The organism is Cobetia sp. 3AK (assembly GCF_029846335.1).
In the GTDB taxonomy this organism is placed as follows: Bacteria; Pseudomonadota; Gammaproteobacteria; order Pseudomonadales; family Halomonadaceae; genus Cobetia; species Cobetia marina.
Genome location: NZ_JARWKR010000009.1, coordinates 90,668 through 110,357 on the forward strand (window position 1 = coordinate 90,668; position 19,690 = coordinate 110,357).

Sequence of the window (19,690 nt, forward strand, 5' to 3'; positions counted from 1 at the left end):
TGAAGGAGCACACGCCGCTTTTGCTATAGACGCTGCCGTGACAAGCGCGATTGCCATCGCCAATATCAAAAGAGCCATCGCCACTTTCACAAGCGCCATAGCCACAATCAAAAGAGCCGTCTCGAGACGGCCAGCGCCGAGGCAGCCATGATCCGTCAACTCGAAACGATGCCGTCCGACAAGCGGCAGCATATCCAGACCCTGATGCAACTGGGCGAAGGCCGCGACGTCTTCCCCGAGACTCAGCGCGATGTCATCCGTCGCTCGTGGCAGCGCTGTCTGGAGGAGTACCAGCTCGACCCCAGCCGCCCTCGCCCGGTCCGCGTTCTTACCCAGCAGGCGCTGCGTGATCATCAGGAATCGGCGGATGAGCTACTGCATGTGGCGCGTGCCGGTGTCGAGCGGCTCTATAGCCAGATCGCAGAACATGGCTATGCGCTGATCCTCACCGATCAACGTGGCATCGCGGTAGATTTTCGGGGTCAACGTGATCAATTGAGTGAGCTGCGGCGCGCGGGTCTCTATCTCGGCTCGGATTGGAACGAGCGCTATGCCGGCACCTCGGCGGCGGGCACCTGTCTGCACGATGGCGCAGCCGTCACCTGCCACCAGCGTGAGCACTTCGATGCTACCCACATCGACCTGACCTGTACGGCGGCCCCCATCACCGATCCCCAGGGCCGTGTAATCGCCGCCCTCGACATCTCGGCGCTGAAGTCGCCACGCCCGCAGGAAAGCCAGACCTTTGCCCTCTCCCTGGTCACCCTGCATGCCCGCATGATCGAAGATGCCTACTTTCTGCATCGCTATCGGGATTGCCTGATTCTGCGCTTCGACACGGCGCGGGAATTCGTGCACCTGAATGGTCGTGGCCTGTTTGCCATTCAGGAAGATGGCAAGGTGGTCGCCGCCAATCACGAAGGCCGACGCCTGATCGATGCACATCTGGCGCGCTGGCCACCGTGGACGGTCTCTACCCTGCCCGCGGTCACGCAGCTGTTTGATGGGGAGCTCAATGAGCTGCTGAGCATTCCGCACGCCAGCTTGGATCAGATTCGCGCCTTCCGTCTGCGGGCGGATGACGCCATCGTCTTCGTGACCCTGATCGAGCCACGCGGCTATCCGGTGCGGGCCCTCCCCACCGTCAGTCAGCAGGATGACCCGGTGCCCGAGCTGGACCAACTCGCGGGAGATGACCCTTCCATGCACCGGCTGCTCAAGCTGGCGCGGCGCATGCGCCATGAGAATGTGAGCATCCTGATTCGTGGTGAGACGGGCACTGGCAAGGAAGTGTTGGCGCGGGCGCTGCATGACAGCGGGCCACGCGCCAAGGCGCCCTTCGTGGCGGTGAACTGCGCCGCCATCCCGGAATCGCTGATTGAAAGTGAACTCTTCGGCTATCTGCCGGGCGCGTTCACGGGAGGAAGGCCCAAGGGCATGCGCGGCCTGATCCAACAAGCCGACGGCGGCACGCTGTTCCTGGATGAGATCGGCGATATGCCGCTGCCGCTCCAGTCGCGCCTACTGCGCGTACTCGCCGAACGGGAGGTGTCGCCACTGGGGGCCGAGACGCCCATCAAGGTGGATATTCGCGTCATCACTGCCACGCATCGTGATGTCACGGAGCTGATCGCCAGCGGGCAATTCCGCGAAGACCTCTACTACCGACTCAACGGCGCCGAACTCCTGCTGCCTGCGCTGCGTGAGCGTGCCGACCGTCACTACCTCATTCGCCAGCTGCATGCGGAGCTACAAGCCGAACGCGACCAGTCACTCCACCTGCGCGCCGATGCCATCAGTGCGCTGCTGAGTCATCACTGGCCGGGCAACATACGCCAACTGCGCAATGCAATTGCCTTCGCGATGGCCACCGCGGAGGGAGATGAAATCACCCTGCATGACCTGCCGGAGGTCTGCCAGACCCACACCGGCAGCACTCGCGGGGCTGCCAGTCCGCTTGCCGCTGCCTCCCCCATTGCATCCAGCGCTTCCTCGAGCACTACCTCTCCAGCGTTCGCGTCTGCGGAGGCTGGGACAGAGGCAGGCGAATTGCTCGAGCTGTTGCGCCACACGGATTGGAACGTCAGCCAGGTCGCCCGCCAACTCGGCGTCTCGCGGCCCACTATCTACCGCCGCATGCGCCGCCATGGCCTGGTGGCACCCAATCATCAGCCGCTCGCCTCATGAACCAGCTGCATCTTCATGGCCGAGTGTGAAGAGCATGAAGAGTGCATGAGGATGTCGTGCTCTGAAGCGTCAGGTGCCTGCCACACACGCTGGCCCGAACGGAAGTTCGGGCCAGCGTGTGTTTTCCATTCTTTCCCCCCTTAACCCTCTTACCCACTCCTCACGTCAACGTCTCTGCGGCTCACGTTACGCACGTGCTGAGCCCGCCTATCCCCGCTCAGCGTGCCTCTCACATCATGGATGCATTCTCACAGAGAGCAACCCGCTCACGAGACGCCTGAAAGATCACGAGAAGATATCGACGACACAGTCAATTTTCTTTCTCAGGATCAGGGTGAACGCTATGAGCAATGAATTCGGTTTCAGCATCAAGAGTCTGCACTTCGATGAGAACTCCACGCCGCAGGAAAGCACCCGCCTGACCACCAACTTCGCCAACCTGGCGCGTGGTGAGAGCCGTCAGTAGAGTTTCGAGTCATTGATTACATCATGGTGGGTCGCGGGGGATGCCAGATCTTTGCTGAAAGGGAATACATCTGAACGAAAACCACGACATACGCCGGTGCTCCCCCCTTAGACAGCACCGACTTAATGATTAACTTTTTTCAGATACTTCCCATAAGATACTACATATTTCCAAGTTAATATCTACAAACTCATCCCAACTATATTGATCAGTATAATGCAACTCATACTGCCGATCGATCCGGCAAATATCAGGTCGATCGGCGTAAATGTTACATCTCTTATCAGCATCATTGTAATGCTTGCAAGTACCATCTCCCCGATCAAGGGGCTTAGTCTCGTTCGCCAAATTAACATGCTGACAACAAAGGCCACATTGGGTGCATGGAAACGTGCTTATCCCTTGATGCATGATGCCAACCATTTCCGCGTGCTCTCAGAGTTCCCCATCTCGTAGGGCAATTCTATACCTCTCTTATCAACTTCGTCTTGTAAGAGCGAACCCCTCTGAAGTTCATTGTTACAAGCTACTAACTGTTGCGAGAAGTCTTCCAGCTCATCTGCATCAAGATTAAACTCGAGCTTGCCCAGCTCTATAAGATACTGATCCAGCTCAGCGTTGATGGACTGGAATTTCGCGATCATGTCGGCATGCGGCGTGATCGACTCAACAAACGCCCAGATTTTTTTTGCTATGCCGCTATGGAGCATGAAGTAGCTCAGCCCCAAAGTGACGACGCCAGTTACCAGCGCGCTACAGAAAGCCGCCAGCTCGGCACCCAGCGGAAAATTACAGATCGGCAATAGTTGGGTATAGGCCACAGATCCCACCACCGTAGCAGCCCCAACGGACAGCACGGAGACGACAGCCTTACACAGATCAACAAAGCCTAACTGGTCGGGGTTAAAAATCAGCAACTTTATGGCCTTTACAAACTGACCCCAGACCTCTCGGATGATTTTTACTGCCATGCGCTGCGTTGTAGCAAACACATTGAAGAGCGTGGTTGTGAGGCTGGCAAATACGCCGCCGAAGACGCCATCCTTGAAGGCCGTAAGAAAGTCATTGAAGCGTGCCTTTACTCGTATCCAGATACCTTTCAGTGTCTTGTTGATACTGTCGATGAATGATGAAAAATCAAAGTTTTCTCTATTCTTCTCTACCAAGGCTGGAATTTGCTCGCGCAGTTCGAACCAGACCTCAGCCATGATCAACCCCAACATTTGGCGGGTGCCCATCTTCACCCCCGCCATACCCGATGCCTTAGCGGTCTGCTTTACGAACTTGCTGCTAGTGTAATAAGAGCGATTGATCTGCTGTTCGTAGGGTTTTCGGGCTTCGGCATCTCGTTCCCGCATACTATCGGGATCGACGGATTTAAGCTGCTGGATTTTATCCTCGGTTTTCCGAATCTTATCTTCCAGCGTACGCGCTTCGTGCTGCTGCTGCGGTGTGTCACGCAGATGGTTTTCAAGCTTCTGGCGGTCCCTGGCTAAGGTGGATTCATGGGTACTGATTGTTCCGGGCAGCTTATCTAGATAGGCGTCGATTGATGTAGCATTCTTTGACCTGTTGATCGTTCCTTGAGTAGATTGAAGGTTGCTATCTTGATTCGCTAGCTCCACGCCATCGAGCTCAGCAAGGACACGCCCAGCGTCATTATGGATTTCGTTGGCACTAATCACATGGTCAAGATGGCGTTCATGATCCACTCCCATGATAGTTTTTCGGTAGGGGTCATGCAGACCGCCTTCTCGATGGAGTAGCTTATCTTGCTTACCGGTATTTATATAATTTTCGTGCGTATGATAAGGGTGTGAGTCGTATTCACCTCGCTGCTCGTAACGTTTCTTTTCGCCATCCGTAGCCCAAATCCCTTGGCGAGCGTTATGAACGGTGTCGACGTTTCCGCCTATCTTATCCTCAAACAGAAGAAAGTCCAAACCGAAACTAGTTGCCAAACTATTAACGACGGTTTTTTCGAGTTCTGTGACCCAATTGAAATCCTGCGCTAAAGTGTGCATAGAGAGACTCATGAAAAGAAAAGGTGATAGTGGGGAGCTTTCACTCCCCACTGGCGACATCAAGCTTCCTTGATGCCTTCCACACTGGATGTCGCTTCTTCAAGCTGATTATCCAATTCACTATGATTGAGTATCATAGAGCCCTCTTCATCTGCCTCCATAACAGGCACACCTTTCTCATCCAGAAGTACTCCACCATCTACAGTCTTAACTTTAAATATCGGAGTAGTGATAAGATCAACCATAATAGCTGCCAATGCATAGCCATTTTCAATGGTACGCATGATCTCTTCATTCATCTTGCTTATTTCTTGTGCCACACCGAGGTCATGACTCTTAACATACTGCAGATGGCCGTCAATTTCCTTAAGCTGATCAAAATACAAAGTAAACTTATCATCAAGTGATGTTAGTGTATTTTTGATCTTACGCACATAAGTAATAGTCTGACAAAGATGCTCAATGGCACGCTCCAGCTTTTGGATGGATTCATTGGCTTCCTCGTCGGCCTGGCGAGCATTCTTGAGAGCTTCTTTACCATGACTATTATAAGCCCAGCCTGCAATCGCCAATACAGGACCAGCTACTGCGGCCCCAAGAATTGCCGTTCCACCGGCCATGCCCATGCCACCAGTCGCCAAAGAGCCACCACCAATGGCCGCCAAGGTTGCATTAGTGGCTGCAACCCCTGCCAAAGACGAGATCGCAGTGCCCGTTGACGCTGCGCCCAGGGCCATGACGCCACCGTAGACTGCAAACCCTGCAGCAACACCGGCAGTGCTGGCTCCTGCGACCGTCCCCAGCACGCCAACAGCTGTGTAGCTATATTCCTCAATTTCATGGAGCTTATGCTTGGGAATATTAATTTCCAACTTTTTATTTCGTCCCTCATTCAACTGCTGCTGAAGCTTGTCAGCCAAAACCTTGAACTCGCCGAGACGCTTACCAATCCCCAGCTCTTTTTTTCCCAGCGCTTCGAGTACTCCCGTTGTCGTCTTCTCCACCTCGTTAAAAACTTCTCGTTTTTCGTCATAGCGCTGCTTAGCACTCTTAACGATCTCATCGGCTTCCGAATGGCTCTGATAACCATCATAGCCTTTCTTCGCGCCGTAGGCGGCGCTAGCCAAGGCTGCTCCAGCAAGGATTAAGGGAAGTGGCATAACAATGTCCTTATTGATCAGCTATGGAAGTTTCTTGCCTAAATTGTAATACGACTTTGGGTTATATGGATGATGGCCAATATAGCAAGTGGATCACATCAGATATCCCAGCGAGCTACCGTGAGCTAGGTGTTACCCCACACATATCGACCGAGAGCAATGATTCTTGAGGCATGTTTCCATAATACAGGCGCTCACTCCATTTCTTGCCGTAATAATTAGCTTGAATTACTGATACGACAATCCGTGTCACAGCTTGGCGCCCTTCGCCGTACAGCATCTTTGCAGGACGTACGACGTACATTATCACTCCGGTGTGCGACGCTTTAGCTTCTCTGCGGCTCACGTTACGCACGTACTGAGCCCCCCCCCCCTCCCCGCGCGATTCGCCTGTTTTCACAGCGCCCGAAATGACGCCCGCCCTCATCATGAATTTTACTCAACTTGAACATTAAAAAATCCAGTTTGTCTCATGGAGCTCTTGAATGGATACTCACCTGCATCAGATCGTTGATGAAGACTTCCCATGGCGCTGCACTTCACCGCCGCCAGAGCCTTCACACGGAACGTGATGGCGAGCAGCGTGCCTCTCCCGGCATGGATGCATTCTCACAGAGAGCAACCCGCTCACGAGACGCCTGAAAGATCACGGGAAGATGTCGACGACACAGTGAATTATCTCTCTCAGGATCAGGGTGAACGACCATGAGCAACGAATTCGGTTTCAGCATCAAGAGTCTGCGCTTCGATGAGAACTACACGCCGGCGGAAAACACCCGTCTGACCACCAACTTCGCCAATCTGGCGCGTGGTGAGAGCCGTCAGCAGAACCTGCGCAGCACGCTGAACATGATCAACAACCGATTCAATGCGCTGGCCAACTGGGACAACCCCAAGGGCGATCGTTACTCCGTCGAGCTGGACATCATCTCCGTCGAGCTGAATCTCGATGCCGCGCGTTCCGACAATGCCCTGCCGATCATCGAGATCCTGCAGACCACCATCGTCGATCACCAGACGAATCAGCGCATTGACGGCGTGACCGGCAACAACTTCTCGTCCTACGTGCGCGATTATGACTTCAGCGTGCGCCTGCTGGAGCACAACAAGGGCAAGGAATCCTTCAGCGTTCCGGAACAGTTCGGCGTACTGCACGGCAACCTGTTCCAGGCCTTCGTGGGTTCTGCTGCCTACAAGGAATGCTTCAAGAAGCCGCCGGTCATCTGCATCAGCGTCTCCACCACCAAGACCTACCAGCAGACCGAGAACGTGCACCCGATCCTCGGGGTGGAATATCGCCAGGATGATGATTCTCTGACCGATGCGTACTTCAGCAAGATGGGCCTGAAGGTGCGCTACTTCATGCCGCCGGGCAGCGTTGCGCCGCTGGCCTTCTACCACACCGGCGACCTGCTCAACGATTACAGCAATCTGGAACTGATCAGCACCATCAGCACCATGGACACCTTCCAGAAGATCTATCGTCCTGAGGTCTACAACGCCAATTCCGTGGCCGGCAAATCCTATCAGGCGAGCCTGAAGCAGCAGGACCACTCACTGACGCGCATCGTGTACGACCGCGAAGAGCGCAGTCAGCTCGCCATCGAGCAGGGCAAGTTCGTGGAAGAAAGCTTCATCAAGCCTTACCAGAACCTGCTCGAGCAGTGGTCCACCAACTGGTCCGCCAACCAATAAATTCATCATCGGTCAGCTCACTGATCCGCAAACAGCGCGCTGATCGACGAACGACATTCGCTATCTGAACCATTCCAAGGACAAGGTTATTCATCATGACGAGATTACTCCCGACCTCCACCGCTGGCAGCCTGCCGAAACCCTCCTGGCTCGCCGAACCAGAGGTCCTGTGGTCCCCCTGGAAGCTCGAGGGTGAGGCACTGATCGCGGGCAAGCAGGATGCCCTGCGCGTCTCCCTGCAGGAGCAGCAACACGCAGGGATCGACATCGTCAGCGATGGCGAGCAATCGCGTCAGCACTTCGTCACCACCTTCATCGAACACCTGAATGGTGTGGATTTCGAGAAGCGCGAAACCGTCAAGATCCGAGATCGCTACGAAGCCAGCGTGCCGTCCGTAGTCGGCCCGGTCTCTCGTCAGAAGCCGGTGTTCGTCGAAGATGCCAAGTTCCTGCGCTCGCAGACCGATCAGCCGATCAAGTGGGCACTGCCTGGCCCGATGACCATGGTCGACACCCTCTTCGATGGCCATTACAAGAGCCGCGAGAAGCTGGCCTGGGAATTCGCCAAGATCCTCAACGAGGAAGCCAGGGAGCTCGAAGCAGCAGGCGTCGACATCATCCAGTTCGATGAACCGGCCTTCAACGTGTTCTTCGATGAAGTCAATGAATGGGGTATCGCCACGCTGGAGCGTGCGATCGAAGGCCTCAAGTGCGAGACCGCCATCCATATCTGTTACGGCTACGGCATCAAGGCCAACACTGACTGGAAGAACACCCTGGGCTCCGAGTGGCGTCAGTACGAAGAGGCCTTCCCGAAGCTTCAGCAATCCAACATCGATATCGTCTCGCTGGAATGCCACAACTCCCACGTGCCGATGGAGCTGATCGAGCTGATCCGTGGCAAGAAGGTAATGGTTGGTGCCATCGATGTCGCCAACAACACCATCGAGACGCCGGAAGAGGTCGCCGAGACCCTGCGCAAGGCGCTGCAATTCGTGGATGCCGACAAGCTCTACCCCTGCACCAACTGCGGCATGGCTCCGCTCTCCCGTGAAGTCGCCCGCGGCAAGCTGCAGGCACTAAGCGCCGGCGCCGCCATCGTACGCAAGGAACTCGAAGCGCAGCGCTGATCGCTTGGCGAAACTCTGAACTGGCCAAAGTACAGCGCGGGGCAAGACACAGCACTGATCAGATAGCGCCAGGCTAGTCCCGAACCGAGTTGGCCCGACGATAGTGCTCGAGAGTGGAAGCAGCTGCGGCTGATACCGCCGCAAACAAAAATGGCCATCGTGAAGAATTCACGACGGCCATTTTTTCATCACTCACATCCTTGTCACTCAATCACCCAGTCCCGCGCTATCGCTGCAGCCCTTCCCCCACGGCTGACAATTACCATCTCCCCAATCTTCCAGGACTTGCCATGTCACTCTCCGATACCGACACCAAAGCTGACATCACCATCGACCCCGCCAGTTTCCGTGAAGCCCTCGGCCACTTCGCCTCCGGCATCACCATCATCACCACCCAGGTCGACGACGAACCGATCGGCTTCACCTGCCAGTCGTTCTACAGCGTCTCGATGAATCCGCCGCTGATCTCCTTCAGCGTCAAGGCAAGCTCGTTCAGCTACCCGAAGATTCGCCAGGCAGAGCGCTTCGCCGTCAACATCCTCTCCAGCGAGCAAAGCCACGTCTCCAACCAGTTCGCCATGCGCGGCGCAGACAAATGGCAAGGTATCGACTGGCAGCTTTCCCCTCTCGGCAACCCGGTGATCAATGACAGCCTGCACTGGCTCGACTGCAAGATTCACGCTGAGCACCCCGCAGGTGATCACCTGATCGTAATCGGAGAAGTGAAGGGGCTGAATCTGGATGTTGCTACGGCCGCGCGGCCGCTGCTCTATTTCAAGGGAAAGTATGGGGATTTGGCTGTAGCTGAATGATGCACCATAGTGATCAATGAAGCAAAAAGCACTGTGCTCAGGACATCATTCGATAGCCCAGAATAGTAGCTTTCTCCTAAGAATAGGTGTCGGGTCTCGTCTGATTGATTACCCGCTTGTGGAAAAGCTCGGGCCGCCTTTTTTGCCAATCTTTCATAGCTGATATCGGCGTCTGATGATGTAATGCTTTCTGCTGGATGCAGTGATTGTAGAGCCAACAGTAACGCTTGAGTGTCTGCTCCAGATCCTCTCTCGATTCGTAGCGTCGAGTCGTCAGCACATCGCTGATACGGCCATTGAAGCGCTCGACCATCCCGTTGGTTTGGGGGTGACCCGGACGGATGAGCCGGTGTTCGACATGATGCTGTGCACAGGCCTTGTCGAAAAGATGGCTTCCTGTCGGCTTACGTTCACCGCCCGACGTGAAACGATCGGTGAAGCACTTTCCATTGTCTGTCAGCACCTTCTGAACCTTGAACGCTGCCTTGTCGATAACGCGATGGAAGAACCCCTCTGCGTCTTTCGCTGACTGGCTGGAGCGCACCTCAAGATAGACCCAGCGCGTGGCGCGGTCGATGGCCACGAACAGGTACCGCCGCTGGGTCTCATCGGGCATCTGTGGCAGGTACTTGATGTCGATATGCAGGTAGCCTGGCTCGTAGTCCCGAAATGCCTTGGGAGCCTGCTTGTTGTCCTCTTGGTCCTGGCGTGCCAGCTCGGCAAGTGTCGGCACCTGCCGTCTTTTCAACATCCGGTGCAAGGCTGCGCGGGAAAGGGTCGGATGAAGAAACTCACGAGCCACCACGAGGAGATCATCCAGCCCCAGACGAAGGAACGTTCTGGCGGCGATGAGCACTTCTTCCTGCTCCCTGTTGAGGGTGGCCAGGAGGTCATGACGCGTGTGAGGACGATCATAGACGTCGTCTCGATGCCGCCACCGGCGGATGGTCATATCACTCACGCCAAATCGCTCCGCCAATACCGTGTCCGGGATGTGGGCAGGAGCGGCCTAGATCTCAGCACGGACCTTGGGTGTGGTAGTCGCTTGCTTATGAAGCTTGATGTCCATCTCGATGCTCCTGAACGAACTGACGAAGAAGCCCTCTGGCAGCAAGCAAAGAATAGCTTATTCTAGTCAATTGAACATCCGAGACCCTACAAATAGGAAACTAGAAAACTCAATAACTTCTCACCGCAGATTCTGAATGCAATACCTTATCCTTTTAGATAAATATTGCATTCAGAAGCAGCAATCAAGAAATCATAAACCAATATTAAAAACCGCCACGATCATTATCAACCAATAAGCATCATCAGCTTCAAGCATGATCGTAGCGGTGCGATAAATCTTTGCAAAACATCATTCGTTTATTAAAAATAACAAGGCATACATTAGAAAATCAATCACATTTGATGATGAAATCACAAAATACCATCTTCACTATTTTGAACTTCTTCTTCCGCATCGTCTTCATTAGTGAAGCTATACTCTAAGACCATATAGCCACTATCTCTATCAATAGCAGATAAACCTAGATAAATAGACTTAAGATTACTTGGAAGGTTACAATTCTCTGTATTCCAACTAGCCGCATAAAAAATTTCGTTACTCAATAGCCCCATCATAAAATCTTGCGGCTCATTCCAAATTGTACCATGAGTAGAAAACGAAATACTTTCTGAATTCCCGTAGACTTTATTGAGCCTAGCCTGCATGCTATCTAACTCTTGCTGTAGCAAAAAACCGGTGGAGTCAGTAGAAATAGTTTTCCCTAAAGCCTTAACCCAATACAATCCAGATACAGGTGCAACCTTAAATATATATTCCTCGAACTTCCCATGCTTATTGGGGGGAGTAGATGTTGTATAGATACAATTAGCAAGCTCCTTAAAATCGCAATCAATATCTTCAAGCAATGTTCCTGAAGAAAACCCAAAAGGTTTAGCATCTTTTTTATCACTCATATAAACCTCTCTTTTCTCGAACTCTATACTTGCAGTTTATTAACAACCTCTAATGAAATACAAAGCGTAAATCATTTAACTCCAGAATGTCAACAGCAGGAAATAAAACTTTAAATTCAGCACCTTACCTCAATACTGCCGGTTAGTCAGATATGTATGAGACCAGAGTATCTATCCATATCTCGAAATATCATCCCCTTATGCATATACCTTATCGTCCAGTTATCACCACAACTGTCCTGCTAAAAACAAGGCAAGCACTGCTCCAACCGAAAAAACGTAGTAAGCATCATGAGTATAATAAGAATGCCGGGCAAGGGCGCGATAAAACGGCTGATCTGCTCTGGGCTCCATTCCTCACGCAGGCGGCCAGCAATGGCGGCGATCATACTGGGTAAGCGCTTGGTCCGCTTCTTGGCAGTACGGCGTCGATGATCGCTACATGACTGGGCCCGCGCGGGATGGTAGTTGCTATCGATCGCGTTTCAGCGCAACTCGCGACTGACGGTACTGTTATGAACGCCAAGGGCTTTAGCGATCTGTCATCGACTCAATCCTACGTCACGACGTGCATGAATCTGGTATCGTTGGGTCTGGGTCAGCTGTTGGTAGCTCATGCTCTGCTTCACTTTGGTCGGTAAAGCAGAGAGGGTACCGGCGCTGGCCCTTTTGCTTCTACCGAGTGATTCAAAGTGCTGCACTTATTCTATGAATCTAGGTTGTTAGTCACAGCCACTAGAACCAATTGCAGCCGCCCGTTACGTTCCAGCACCTTCTCCTCATTCATCAACCTACTGATAAGCGCCTCGAGACGCTGCCGAATCGGCCCAGTCAGACGCTTGAAGCCCAGCTGGTTGATAGCCGCGCTCATGGCGTCCTCTGGCCCGACCGAGACGCCATCGCGAATCGTCTGCAGAATGGCATTCTCAAGCTCTACCTCTGGCACCAAATCGAACTTGCGCTGGCTCGCTGGCAGAACGCTCCAGTCCCGCAGGGCCAGAGCGACGCGGCTAACGACATCAAAAATATCTCCATCCTGATTCAGTAAGCCCTTCTTCACCATAGATCGGCATTCGGTATCTACGCGCCGCTGAATCCGAGCCCCTGCACGCTGCACCCCCGTAGAATCGGTCAGCCTAATCAGCAGCATTTTTCTGTGGATCGGCCCCTCGCCCTCAACCACGGCCAGAATGGCTCTCTGCAAACGATCCGCATGGATCTCATCGAACTGGCTATCAGTGGCAGACAAACCAATTCTAGAGGCGTCGACCGGGGCGTAAGCCGGTATGCCCACCGAGGGTTCTGCAACGTTTTCACGCGCTATGCCGCTGCCAACGTTTTCCTCAGAGGCCTCTTTATCCTGAGGCTCGTTCTCCCGCTTCAGAGTGATGCCCTCCGACGCCGCTCTTGTCTGGGCTTCCAGGTCCTTCTGGTACCGACTGGCCGCCTCCAAGGCCTCCTTCAAGCGCTCAGTCTCAGCGGCAGCATTACGGAACCACTCGGTGCTCCAGATGCGATGGAAGCGCCAGCCCAGTCCTTCCAGTACAGACTGACGCAAACGATCCCGGTCACGCGCAATAGCACTGCTGTGATAGCTGGCGCCGTCGCACTCCACGGCCAGCAGGAAGCGGCCGGGAGCCTCTGGATCGCGAACGGCCAGATCGATGAAGAACCCCTGGCTGCCAACCTGCGGCTGGACCTCATAGCCAAGGTCCTGAATGGCGCGCATCACCTCCCACTCGAAGGGCGAGTCCGGTTCCCTGTCTGTTATCTCGTGGGTCGGTAACTCTCCCGTCTCGGCATACTTGAGGAAGACATGCAATGCACGGACCCCGAACGGCGATGACTCCGTAACCTTCAACTCATTGGCCTGGAAATTGGCGAAGACGTCCATGGCCAAACGCGCGCGAGAAATCAGCACGTTCAGGCGCCGTTCACCGCCAGTCTTGTTGATCGGGCCAAAGTTCTGTCCGAGCCGGCCTGCCGACGTGCGCCCATACCCAACGCTGATAAAGATCACGTCGCGCTCGTCGCCCTGAACGTTTTCCAGATTCTTGATGAAGAACTCATCACCGCCGTCGTGATGACGGAAGAAGCCCTCGAGCTCTTCGTGCTCTCGGCGCAGACGCTCCACCTCCAGCAGAATGGCTTCTCGCTGGGCAGTGCTGAAAGCTACCACCCCAAGCGATAACTGGGGGGAGTCTTGCGCGTGCCGGATCACCGCCTCGGCCACAGCACGGGCCTCACCCGCGTTGGTCCGCGAGCCACCACGGTCGTAGTGGGTCTCGGGCAGGTGATGGAAACGCAGCCCTCTGGCCTCGGGATGGACACCGGGACTCGGGAAGATCAGCAGCTGATTGTCGTAAAACTGATCGTTCGAGACGGCAATAAGGGAATGATGGCGACTACGGTAGTGCCAGCGCAGCATGCGTTCCGGCATGCCGCGAGCCTTCATCATGCCAAGGATACTCTCCACATCGGCCGTGGCACTCTCGTCGGCCTCTTCATCGCTGAGCTCGACGGATTGCCCGAAGAAGTTAGTGGGAGGCATCTGCTTGCTGTCACCGACCACGACGACCTGGCGTCCCCGAAGAATCGCACCCAAGGCCTCAGGTGCCGGGATCTGACTCGCCTCGTCGAAGATCACCAGGTCGAAGTCGAGGCCTCCCTGAGCGAGATAGCCCGCTACTGACATGGGGCTCATCATGAACACAGGCTTGGCCTGCTGAATCACCGCCCCCGCCTCACGCAGCAACTTGCGAATAGGCAGGTGGCGCCGCTTCTTGGTGAATTCCCGGCGCAGGATCTCCATTTCGCCCGGAGCATGCTTGGAGGGGAGATTGGAGTGGAGGCGCTCGACTAAGGTCTCTTGGGCATATCGGAAGCTGGCCTCATCCAGCTGACTGAACTCTTGGATTAAGCGCTCATGGGTCAGCCGATCAAAACGTGCCAAGCAAGAACGCTCAACATAGGCATGATCTACCAGGCCCCCGAAATAGCTTAGTTCCAGCCATGCGCTCAGGGCGCGAGGTGCGTGAGACCAGCTGGCCAAAGTCGCCGTCAAGTGACCAAGGCCTGCCGCCTCGAGGTCTTCGCCGAGCTGATTGAAGCGCACCACTGCATACAGTTGGGCGCTGTCTCGCCAGCCGGAAAGGCATTGGTGCCAGGCCCCTAGAGTCACCTGTGACACCTCATCCTGCCACTGGATCTGGTGGCAGAGCTCTCTAAGTAGCCCTTGGACGCGCTCCGACTGTGTCAGAAGCGCCTCCACTTGGTTGGTATGTTCCCGAAGGTCCGGATTGCCGTCCAAGAAGGCCGCCAGGCCAGCCGGCAGCTCGCCCTTGCCGATCGCCTCATACAGGTCGACGATCCACTCGGCGAGCTGGGCCAACACCGACCAGTCGCTCTCTTCCCCCTGCCACTGTGCCCCAAATAGGGTCTGGCAGGTGGGCGACAGGCGCTCCAGCGTCTTCCGGTGCTGCTGGGCTTCCAGCAACTCGTCCACCCAGCTCAGCCATTCCACCGGCGATCCATCCAGCTGGCCACGGGCATAGCCTTTCAGGGCGGCGGCGGCCCGACGGTACTCGCCTGAGAAAATGCGCCACCACTTATCCGCCCTACCGGCGAGACCAGTGCGAATCGGCAGCAGATCGGCGTCATACACTGCCTCAATGAAGCGTGTCTGCATGCCGTCGCGGGTGCGCGATAGGGCCTGGCCGGCTGTGATGGCCTGCTTTACCTCGTCACGACGGGCCTGCCATTCCTCGGTATTGACCTTCACACCGGCTAAGTGCGGCGCGTTGAGCGCCCTTTTTCCGGCACGCTGAAGGATAGCGATGTCGCCGAAGTTCTGCGGAATCGGCAACTGCATGGCCTGTGCCAATGCGACGGCATTGTCGGTTAGTTCCGTCAGCTGATCGGCGGCCCGCTGAACCAACTTGCAAAGCTCCCGCTCTTCGCCGGGGGATAAAGCATGACGCTGCGAGTGGCAGTAGGGGTTCTCTGAGGGCGGCCCGTACTCGGCCAGATAGTCGCCCATGGCCTCCATGGCACGCTGCCCTCGCGAGAGTTCCTGGGGCCCCCAGTCGCTCAAATGCTGGAAGTCGATTCGCGACAGAGCTTGCAGGCGGTCATCGCTTTGCAGCGACAGCATGCGCCCTAAAGCCGTCACATAGTCGGTCTGCGAAGCGAGTATGGGTGCTCGGAGCTGTTCAACATAGCCATCCAGCGACTCGCGCACCTCGCCGAGACGTTGATACTCGTGCGTCCTGTCCGGCACCTTGGGACGCCCGTTATCGAATACCTGGCGCAGGGAATCGAAGACAACCTTCTTGTTGCTCTTGTGGCTGTGCAGCTCGAGCACGGCATCGCCAAGATGACACTGATCTAGACGTGATTTGACGACTTCCAGGGCCGCCATCTTCTGGGCAACGAACAGCACCTTCTGGCCGCGAGCCAGTGCCTCCCCGATGAGATTACTAATGGTCTGGGACTTGCCAGTCCCCGGGGGGCCCTGTATTACCAGGCTGGCCCCCTCCATCACCGCCAAGATGGCCTCTAGTTGGCTGGAGTCAGCATCCTTGACCAGATGAAGTGCCTCAGGTGTCTTCAGCAAATCATGCCCAGCCGACGATTCGAGACGCTCGGCATCCTCGCGATAGCCAGTCTCGAAGAGTTTCTCTAGTTGAGGATGGTCCAGCAACTCATGCGACTCTGGCCAATTTTCCGGGTCAAGATCGGTGTACATCTGGAACTTGCCGAACGAGAACAGGCCCAGCCGAATCTGATCGACATGTATCTTCCACCGGGGGCGATCGACGATCATCTGCTGGACCTGTCCGAAGTAGTCTATCAGAGACGTTTCTTCATCGAACTCGGGAAGCGTGAGGCGGAAGTCCTGCTTCAGCCTGGCGGCCAAGGCCAGGTTGCCGCCCATTTCAGCATTGGTAAATGAAAGAGTGAAGCCGGCACGTGCCGACTCTCGCTGGAGCTCCACCGGCAGCAGGATCAGGGGGGCATGACGCGATGTGCGGGCATTCTCGTCCTCATACCACTCTAAGAACCCCAATGCCAGGTACAGTACCTCGATGCCCTGCTCCTGAAGCAGAGTATGGGCTTCGTTTTCCAGCTTGATCAGGCGCGTATCCAGTTCGCGGGCTGGAAGGCGCGTCTGCAGGTAGAGGTCGCTGAAGCGCTCTTCGCCATGCTCCCGCTCGAGATACTCCTCCAGGGGCAGAAGAGGCTCCTGTTCTTCATCTTGCGCCTCGCCCTGCTCGTCGCCCGAGTCGGACTCGTCCTTCTCGTATATCTCTGGAAGAGGCAAGAAGCGCATGGCTTTCTTTTCCTCGACCAAGATGTTGGCGACTTCGGTCGACCGCTCATCCACGACGTCGAGGAAACGCTTATTGCTGGGCACATGCAGAAGCGGATTCCCGCGCAGCCCCATGTCGAGGAGTTCGTGACGAGCGAGCTCGAGCTTTTGCGCAAGTGATGACTTATCCATGTGGCGCGTTCCCTGCGTGGATCACGTATTTGAAAATTCGTAGTTTATTATCGTGGGAGGCCGACCCAGTCACCGATTATTGCCTTGGTACTGCGAGTCGAAGAGCGCCCTTACCCCGCCAACAGCTTCAGGATCAGCAGCGCGAACCCCGCCAATCATTTCGTCTTCTAGGGGCGGCATCGAGAGCTCCCCACGATCACTTCTGAGATTCATGACCACGTCTCCGACTTGCTATAAGAGAAGGCCGTGCATGATTCGAGCCCAGTCGTAATAGCAGATCTTCACCATCCTCGATTTTATTACGCTTGATACCATTCAAGAAGTGCAGCATGTCGTCATTTATCTTAGACAGCGCTATTTCTCAGGGGCGCGGGACTAGTCAGAACAACTACCGATAATCGAAGTAGGGCCGTAGCCTCCACAGCCAGCACCTTGAGCAGATGCTCTTTCTCCAGCTTGATGAGGCGATAACGAGACAAGTCCAACCAGCTCAGATACTCCTAGCTGCCGGCAGTCATGGTTTAGGAGGCCACCCACTGACCCGAGCTCCCCTGCTATTTGCCATGTATTACCCTGCGTTTAGCATAATTATCCGGAACAGCCTAGCGCTTAAAGGAGATAAGGAGAAGTCTACATAAGGTGGTAGGTCGCAGAGCTATTGGGCATTAGCTCCGAATACGGACCAGCGCCTGTTCCAAGAGCGCCAGAGACTGACGATGCTTGTCAGCCCCCATCTTCTGGATATTAGCGAGCTTCCAACGCACAGCAGGCAGTCGGTCGACGCCCATCAGTGGTAGCAATGTCCAGTCTGGCGCCCCCTGCTTGAAAGACAGCAGGAAATGAACGTCATCATCCGTCATCAGGTGCCCAAGCTGTGATAGCAGCTCATCGCGGGCGCTCTCCAGCTCATGCAATGGAAGATCAACCCTGGCCATCCCGACAAACTCCTCTCGGTAGACGTCACCCAACGGCTTCAACCTCGGGTTGATCAATTCGCTCAAGGGCCTAGGGTGCCCCAGCAGATAGATCAGAAAGCCTTCGAATACACTACGATCCAGACCGCCTTGGTTCAGCAGCAACTTCACATCGAAAAGGTCCCGGGGGTGCTGGCGATCCAGCGCGGCGCAGATCTTGCCTCCATACAGGTCCGGTAGTGACACCACCTGCACAGCCGCGAATCCGTACTCATCCTCCACGGCTTCCACGACATCGCGCTCCTGGGGCGGGTGCAGAGTGCCACGCAACACCGGCGATACCTCCACCTTCACTTGGTTACGCCCCCGGCGCACCAGAATTCTCAGCTCGTCCCGGCGATTATCCTGAAGCTCAGCTCGCACGCCTGGCAGTCGGTCTCTGAAATTTTCTGTCAGTCGCTGTAGCGCCTCGCGACAGCGTCGAAGAGCCTCGTCACGGGGCTCCAGCGGCAAGTATGCCAGGTCGATATCGACCGATAGCCGGGGTAATGCCTGCACGAAAAGGTTGATGGCCGTGCCGCCTTTCAGAGCGAAACACGGCTCGTCATTGAGGAAAGGCAACAGCGAGACCAACAGCCGTACCTGTTCGTGGTAGCGAGCTTCAATCGGCATGCAGGAATACCTCCGGCACCGTCACGTGATATTCCCTGTCCAGCTTGCCGCCTCGGCAGAGTTGGCGCTTGCCTTTACCGAGGTCCAGTCGACGAGGTTCTAGGCGACCGTACCAAGCATGTCCGGCGTGGCGAGCCAACACCAAGAAGGCACGCTTGGTTCTCACCGAACGGCATCCCTCCAACAATGCCTGCAGCCGACGTGGACGCAGCGTGTTAAGCCCGCTAAAGGTGTCCACCAGTTCACTGCTGAACAGCAGTTCATTCGATGTCACGGCAATCCACTCCAGGACGGCTCGCTCGGGGGTCGATACCTGCAAGCTGAAAGCCCTGCCATCCGGTGCGTAGTCCGTGAAACTGCCGGGAAGCTGCGCTGGCAGACCCTTTTCAGAGTGGAGCACCAACGGCCCTGCCCACTCGGTGTCTCTCAACCATCGAGGCAGCCGAATAGCCTCCTTACCATACAGATGCGTTATACGCTCCCCCATGGGTAGATAGTGGGCAAAGCCATGCAGTGCCAGGGCCGTTTGGCCACCCAGCCAAAATGTTGGCATTCCCAAGCCGTCGATCGCCTGCAGGGCGAAAACAGCGCTCTCCCAAGTAAGAGGCTCCCCCGCTTGGCAGTATGCGCCGTGCCCCACGCGTTGCAGCCAGCCACTGTTGGCCAGCTTGCGCGCCTGATCCGAGGTGACGCCGTGTGACGCCAGCCAAGCGGTCGTCACGACAGCGCCACGCGGGATCTTCTGTAGCAACTGGTTTATTTTCACTCAGAAAAGCGACCTTAAATTCCGTTCATCAGACAAATAATAAACTATATCGGTTCACCTTCAAGATTAGAATCATCATTTAAGGCCGCTTTTAGCATAAAGTTTAAACCACGAATGGGTGGGACCCGGTCCTCCGTAGACATGGCTGCCCGACCTCTTGAATAGGCTATGGAAGCAGCGCTTCTTGCACGTGTCGATCAGCTGCTTTTTGCAGACCCCACTAGGGGCCGAGCTGTGCGAGACAGAATGCATCACGGGCAATCACCCTTGCCCGCTACACCGGCAAATTCAGAGACAAGAAAATGAGCGTCCTCTGATATTCGTTGCACTCAGGTCAACAAACACGACGCTCTCTGGTCTCCCTCCGTGCTCCCGCCTTGTTCTAGCGTAGTCAAG

11 protein-coding genes and 1 pseudogene are annotated in these 19,690 nt (G+C 55.4%); 5 read left to right on the top strand and 7 right to left on the bottom strand.

The features are described 5' to 3' along the window. The first annotated feature begins 147 nt into the window (after positions 1–147). Both QD228_RS13475 and QD228_RS13480 read left to right on the top strand, forming a co-directional pair. Positions 148–2,187, top strand: coding sequence for a sigma-54-dependent Fis family transcriptional regulator (locus QD228_RS13475; protein WP_279875852.1), 2,040 nt, complete (start codon positions 148–150; stop codon positions 2,185–2,187). Positions 2,188–2,530: 343 nt separating this feature from the next. Then, positions 2,531–2,653: a putative oxygenase MesX gene (locus QD228_RS13480; RefSeq protein ID WP_216061527.1), complete on the top strand. Its 123-nt coding sequence runs from the start codon at positions 2,531–2,533 to the stop codon at positions 2,651–2,653. A 395-nt stretch (positions 2,654–3,048) separates the two neighbouring features. On the opposite strand, the gene QD228_RS13485 is transcribed toward QD228_RS13480, so the two are convergent. Both QD228_RS13485 and QD228_RS13490 read right to left on the bottom strand, forming a co-directional pair. Continuing rightward, positions 3,049–4,677, bottom strand: coding sequence for a hypothetical protein (locus tag QD228_RS13485; protein WP_279875853.1), 1,629 nt, complete (start codon positions 4,675–4,677; stop codon positions 3,049–3,051). 59 nt (positions 4,678–4,736) lie between these two features. After that, a complete protein-coding gene (locus tag QD228_RS13490) occupies positions 4,737–5,804 on the bottom strand; it encodes a hypothetical protein (protein ID WP_279875854.1) in 1,068 nt (355 codons plus the stop codon). 738 nt (positions 5,805–6,542) lie between these two features. Between QD228_RS13490 and QD228_RS13495 the strand changes: the two genes are divergently transcribed. The 3 genes from QD228_RS13495 (at position 6,543) to QD228_RS13505 (ending at position 9,474) form a co-directional block, all read left to right on the top strand. Beyond that, positions 6,543–7,532: a DUF1852 domain-containing protein gene (locus QD228_RS13495; RefSeq protein ID WP_279875855.1), complete on the top strand. Its 990-nt coding sequence runs from the start codon at positions 6,543–6,545 to the stop codon at positions 7,530–7,532. Between the two features lie 95 nt (positions 7,533–7,627). Then, positions 7,628–8,662, top strand: a complete 1,035-nt coding sequence (locus QD228_RS13500; protein WP_279875856.1) for a methionine synthase — start codon at positions 7,628–7,630, stop codon at positions 8,660–8,662. Positions 8,663–8,775: 113 nt separating this feature from the next. After that, positions 8,776–9,474, top strand: coding sequence for a flavin reductase family protein (locus QD228_RS13505; RefSeq protein ID WP_279875857.1), 699 nt, complete (start codon positions 8,776–8,778; stop codon positions 9,472–9,474). A gap of 76 nt (positions 9,475–9,550) precedes the next feature. Here the strand turns inward: QD228_RS13505 and QD228_RS13510 are convergent. The 5 genes and pseudogenes from QD228_RS13510 to QD228_RS13530 all read right to left on the bottom strand — a co-directional run bounded on the left by QD228_RS13510 (position 9,551) and on the right by QD228_RS13530 (position 19,294). Continuing rightward, positions 9,551–10,543: pseudogene (locus tag QD228_RS13510) on the bottom strand (IS481 family transposase). A 353-nt stretch (positions 10,544–10,896) separates the two neighbouring features. Further along, positions 10,897–11,439, bottom strand: a complete 543-nt coding sequence (locus QD228_RS13515; RefSeq protein WP_279875858.1) for a hypothetical protein — start codon at positions 11,437–11,439, stop codon at positions 10,897–10,899. Positions 11,440–12,145: 706 nt separating this feature from the next. Next, on the bottom strand, positions 12,146–16,942 hold the full coding sequence (locus tag QD228_RS13520; RefSeq protein WP_279875859.1) for a DUF3320 domain-containing protein: 4,797 nt from the start codon (positions 16,940–16,942) through the stop codon (positions 12,146–12,148). A 665-nt stretch (positions 16,943–17,607) separates the two neighbouring features. After that, complete coding sequence (locus QD228_RS13525) at positions 17,608–18,528, bottom strand: nucleotidyl transferase AbiEii/AbiGii toxin family protein (protein WP_279875860.1); 921 nt, start codon at positions 18,526–18,528, stop codon at positions 17,608–17,610. Further along, complete coding sequence (locus tag QD228_RS13530) at positions 18,518–19,294, bottom strand: type IV toxin-antitoxin system AbiEi family antitoxin domain-containing protein (RefSeq protein WP_200019436.1); 777 nt, start codon at positions 19,292–19,294, stop codon at positions 18,518–18,520. The genes QD228_RS13525 and QD228_RS13530 overlap by 11 nt, the downstream gene beginning before the upstream one ends. Positions 19,295–19,690 lie beyond the last annotated feature (396 nt).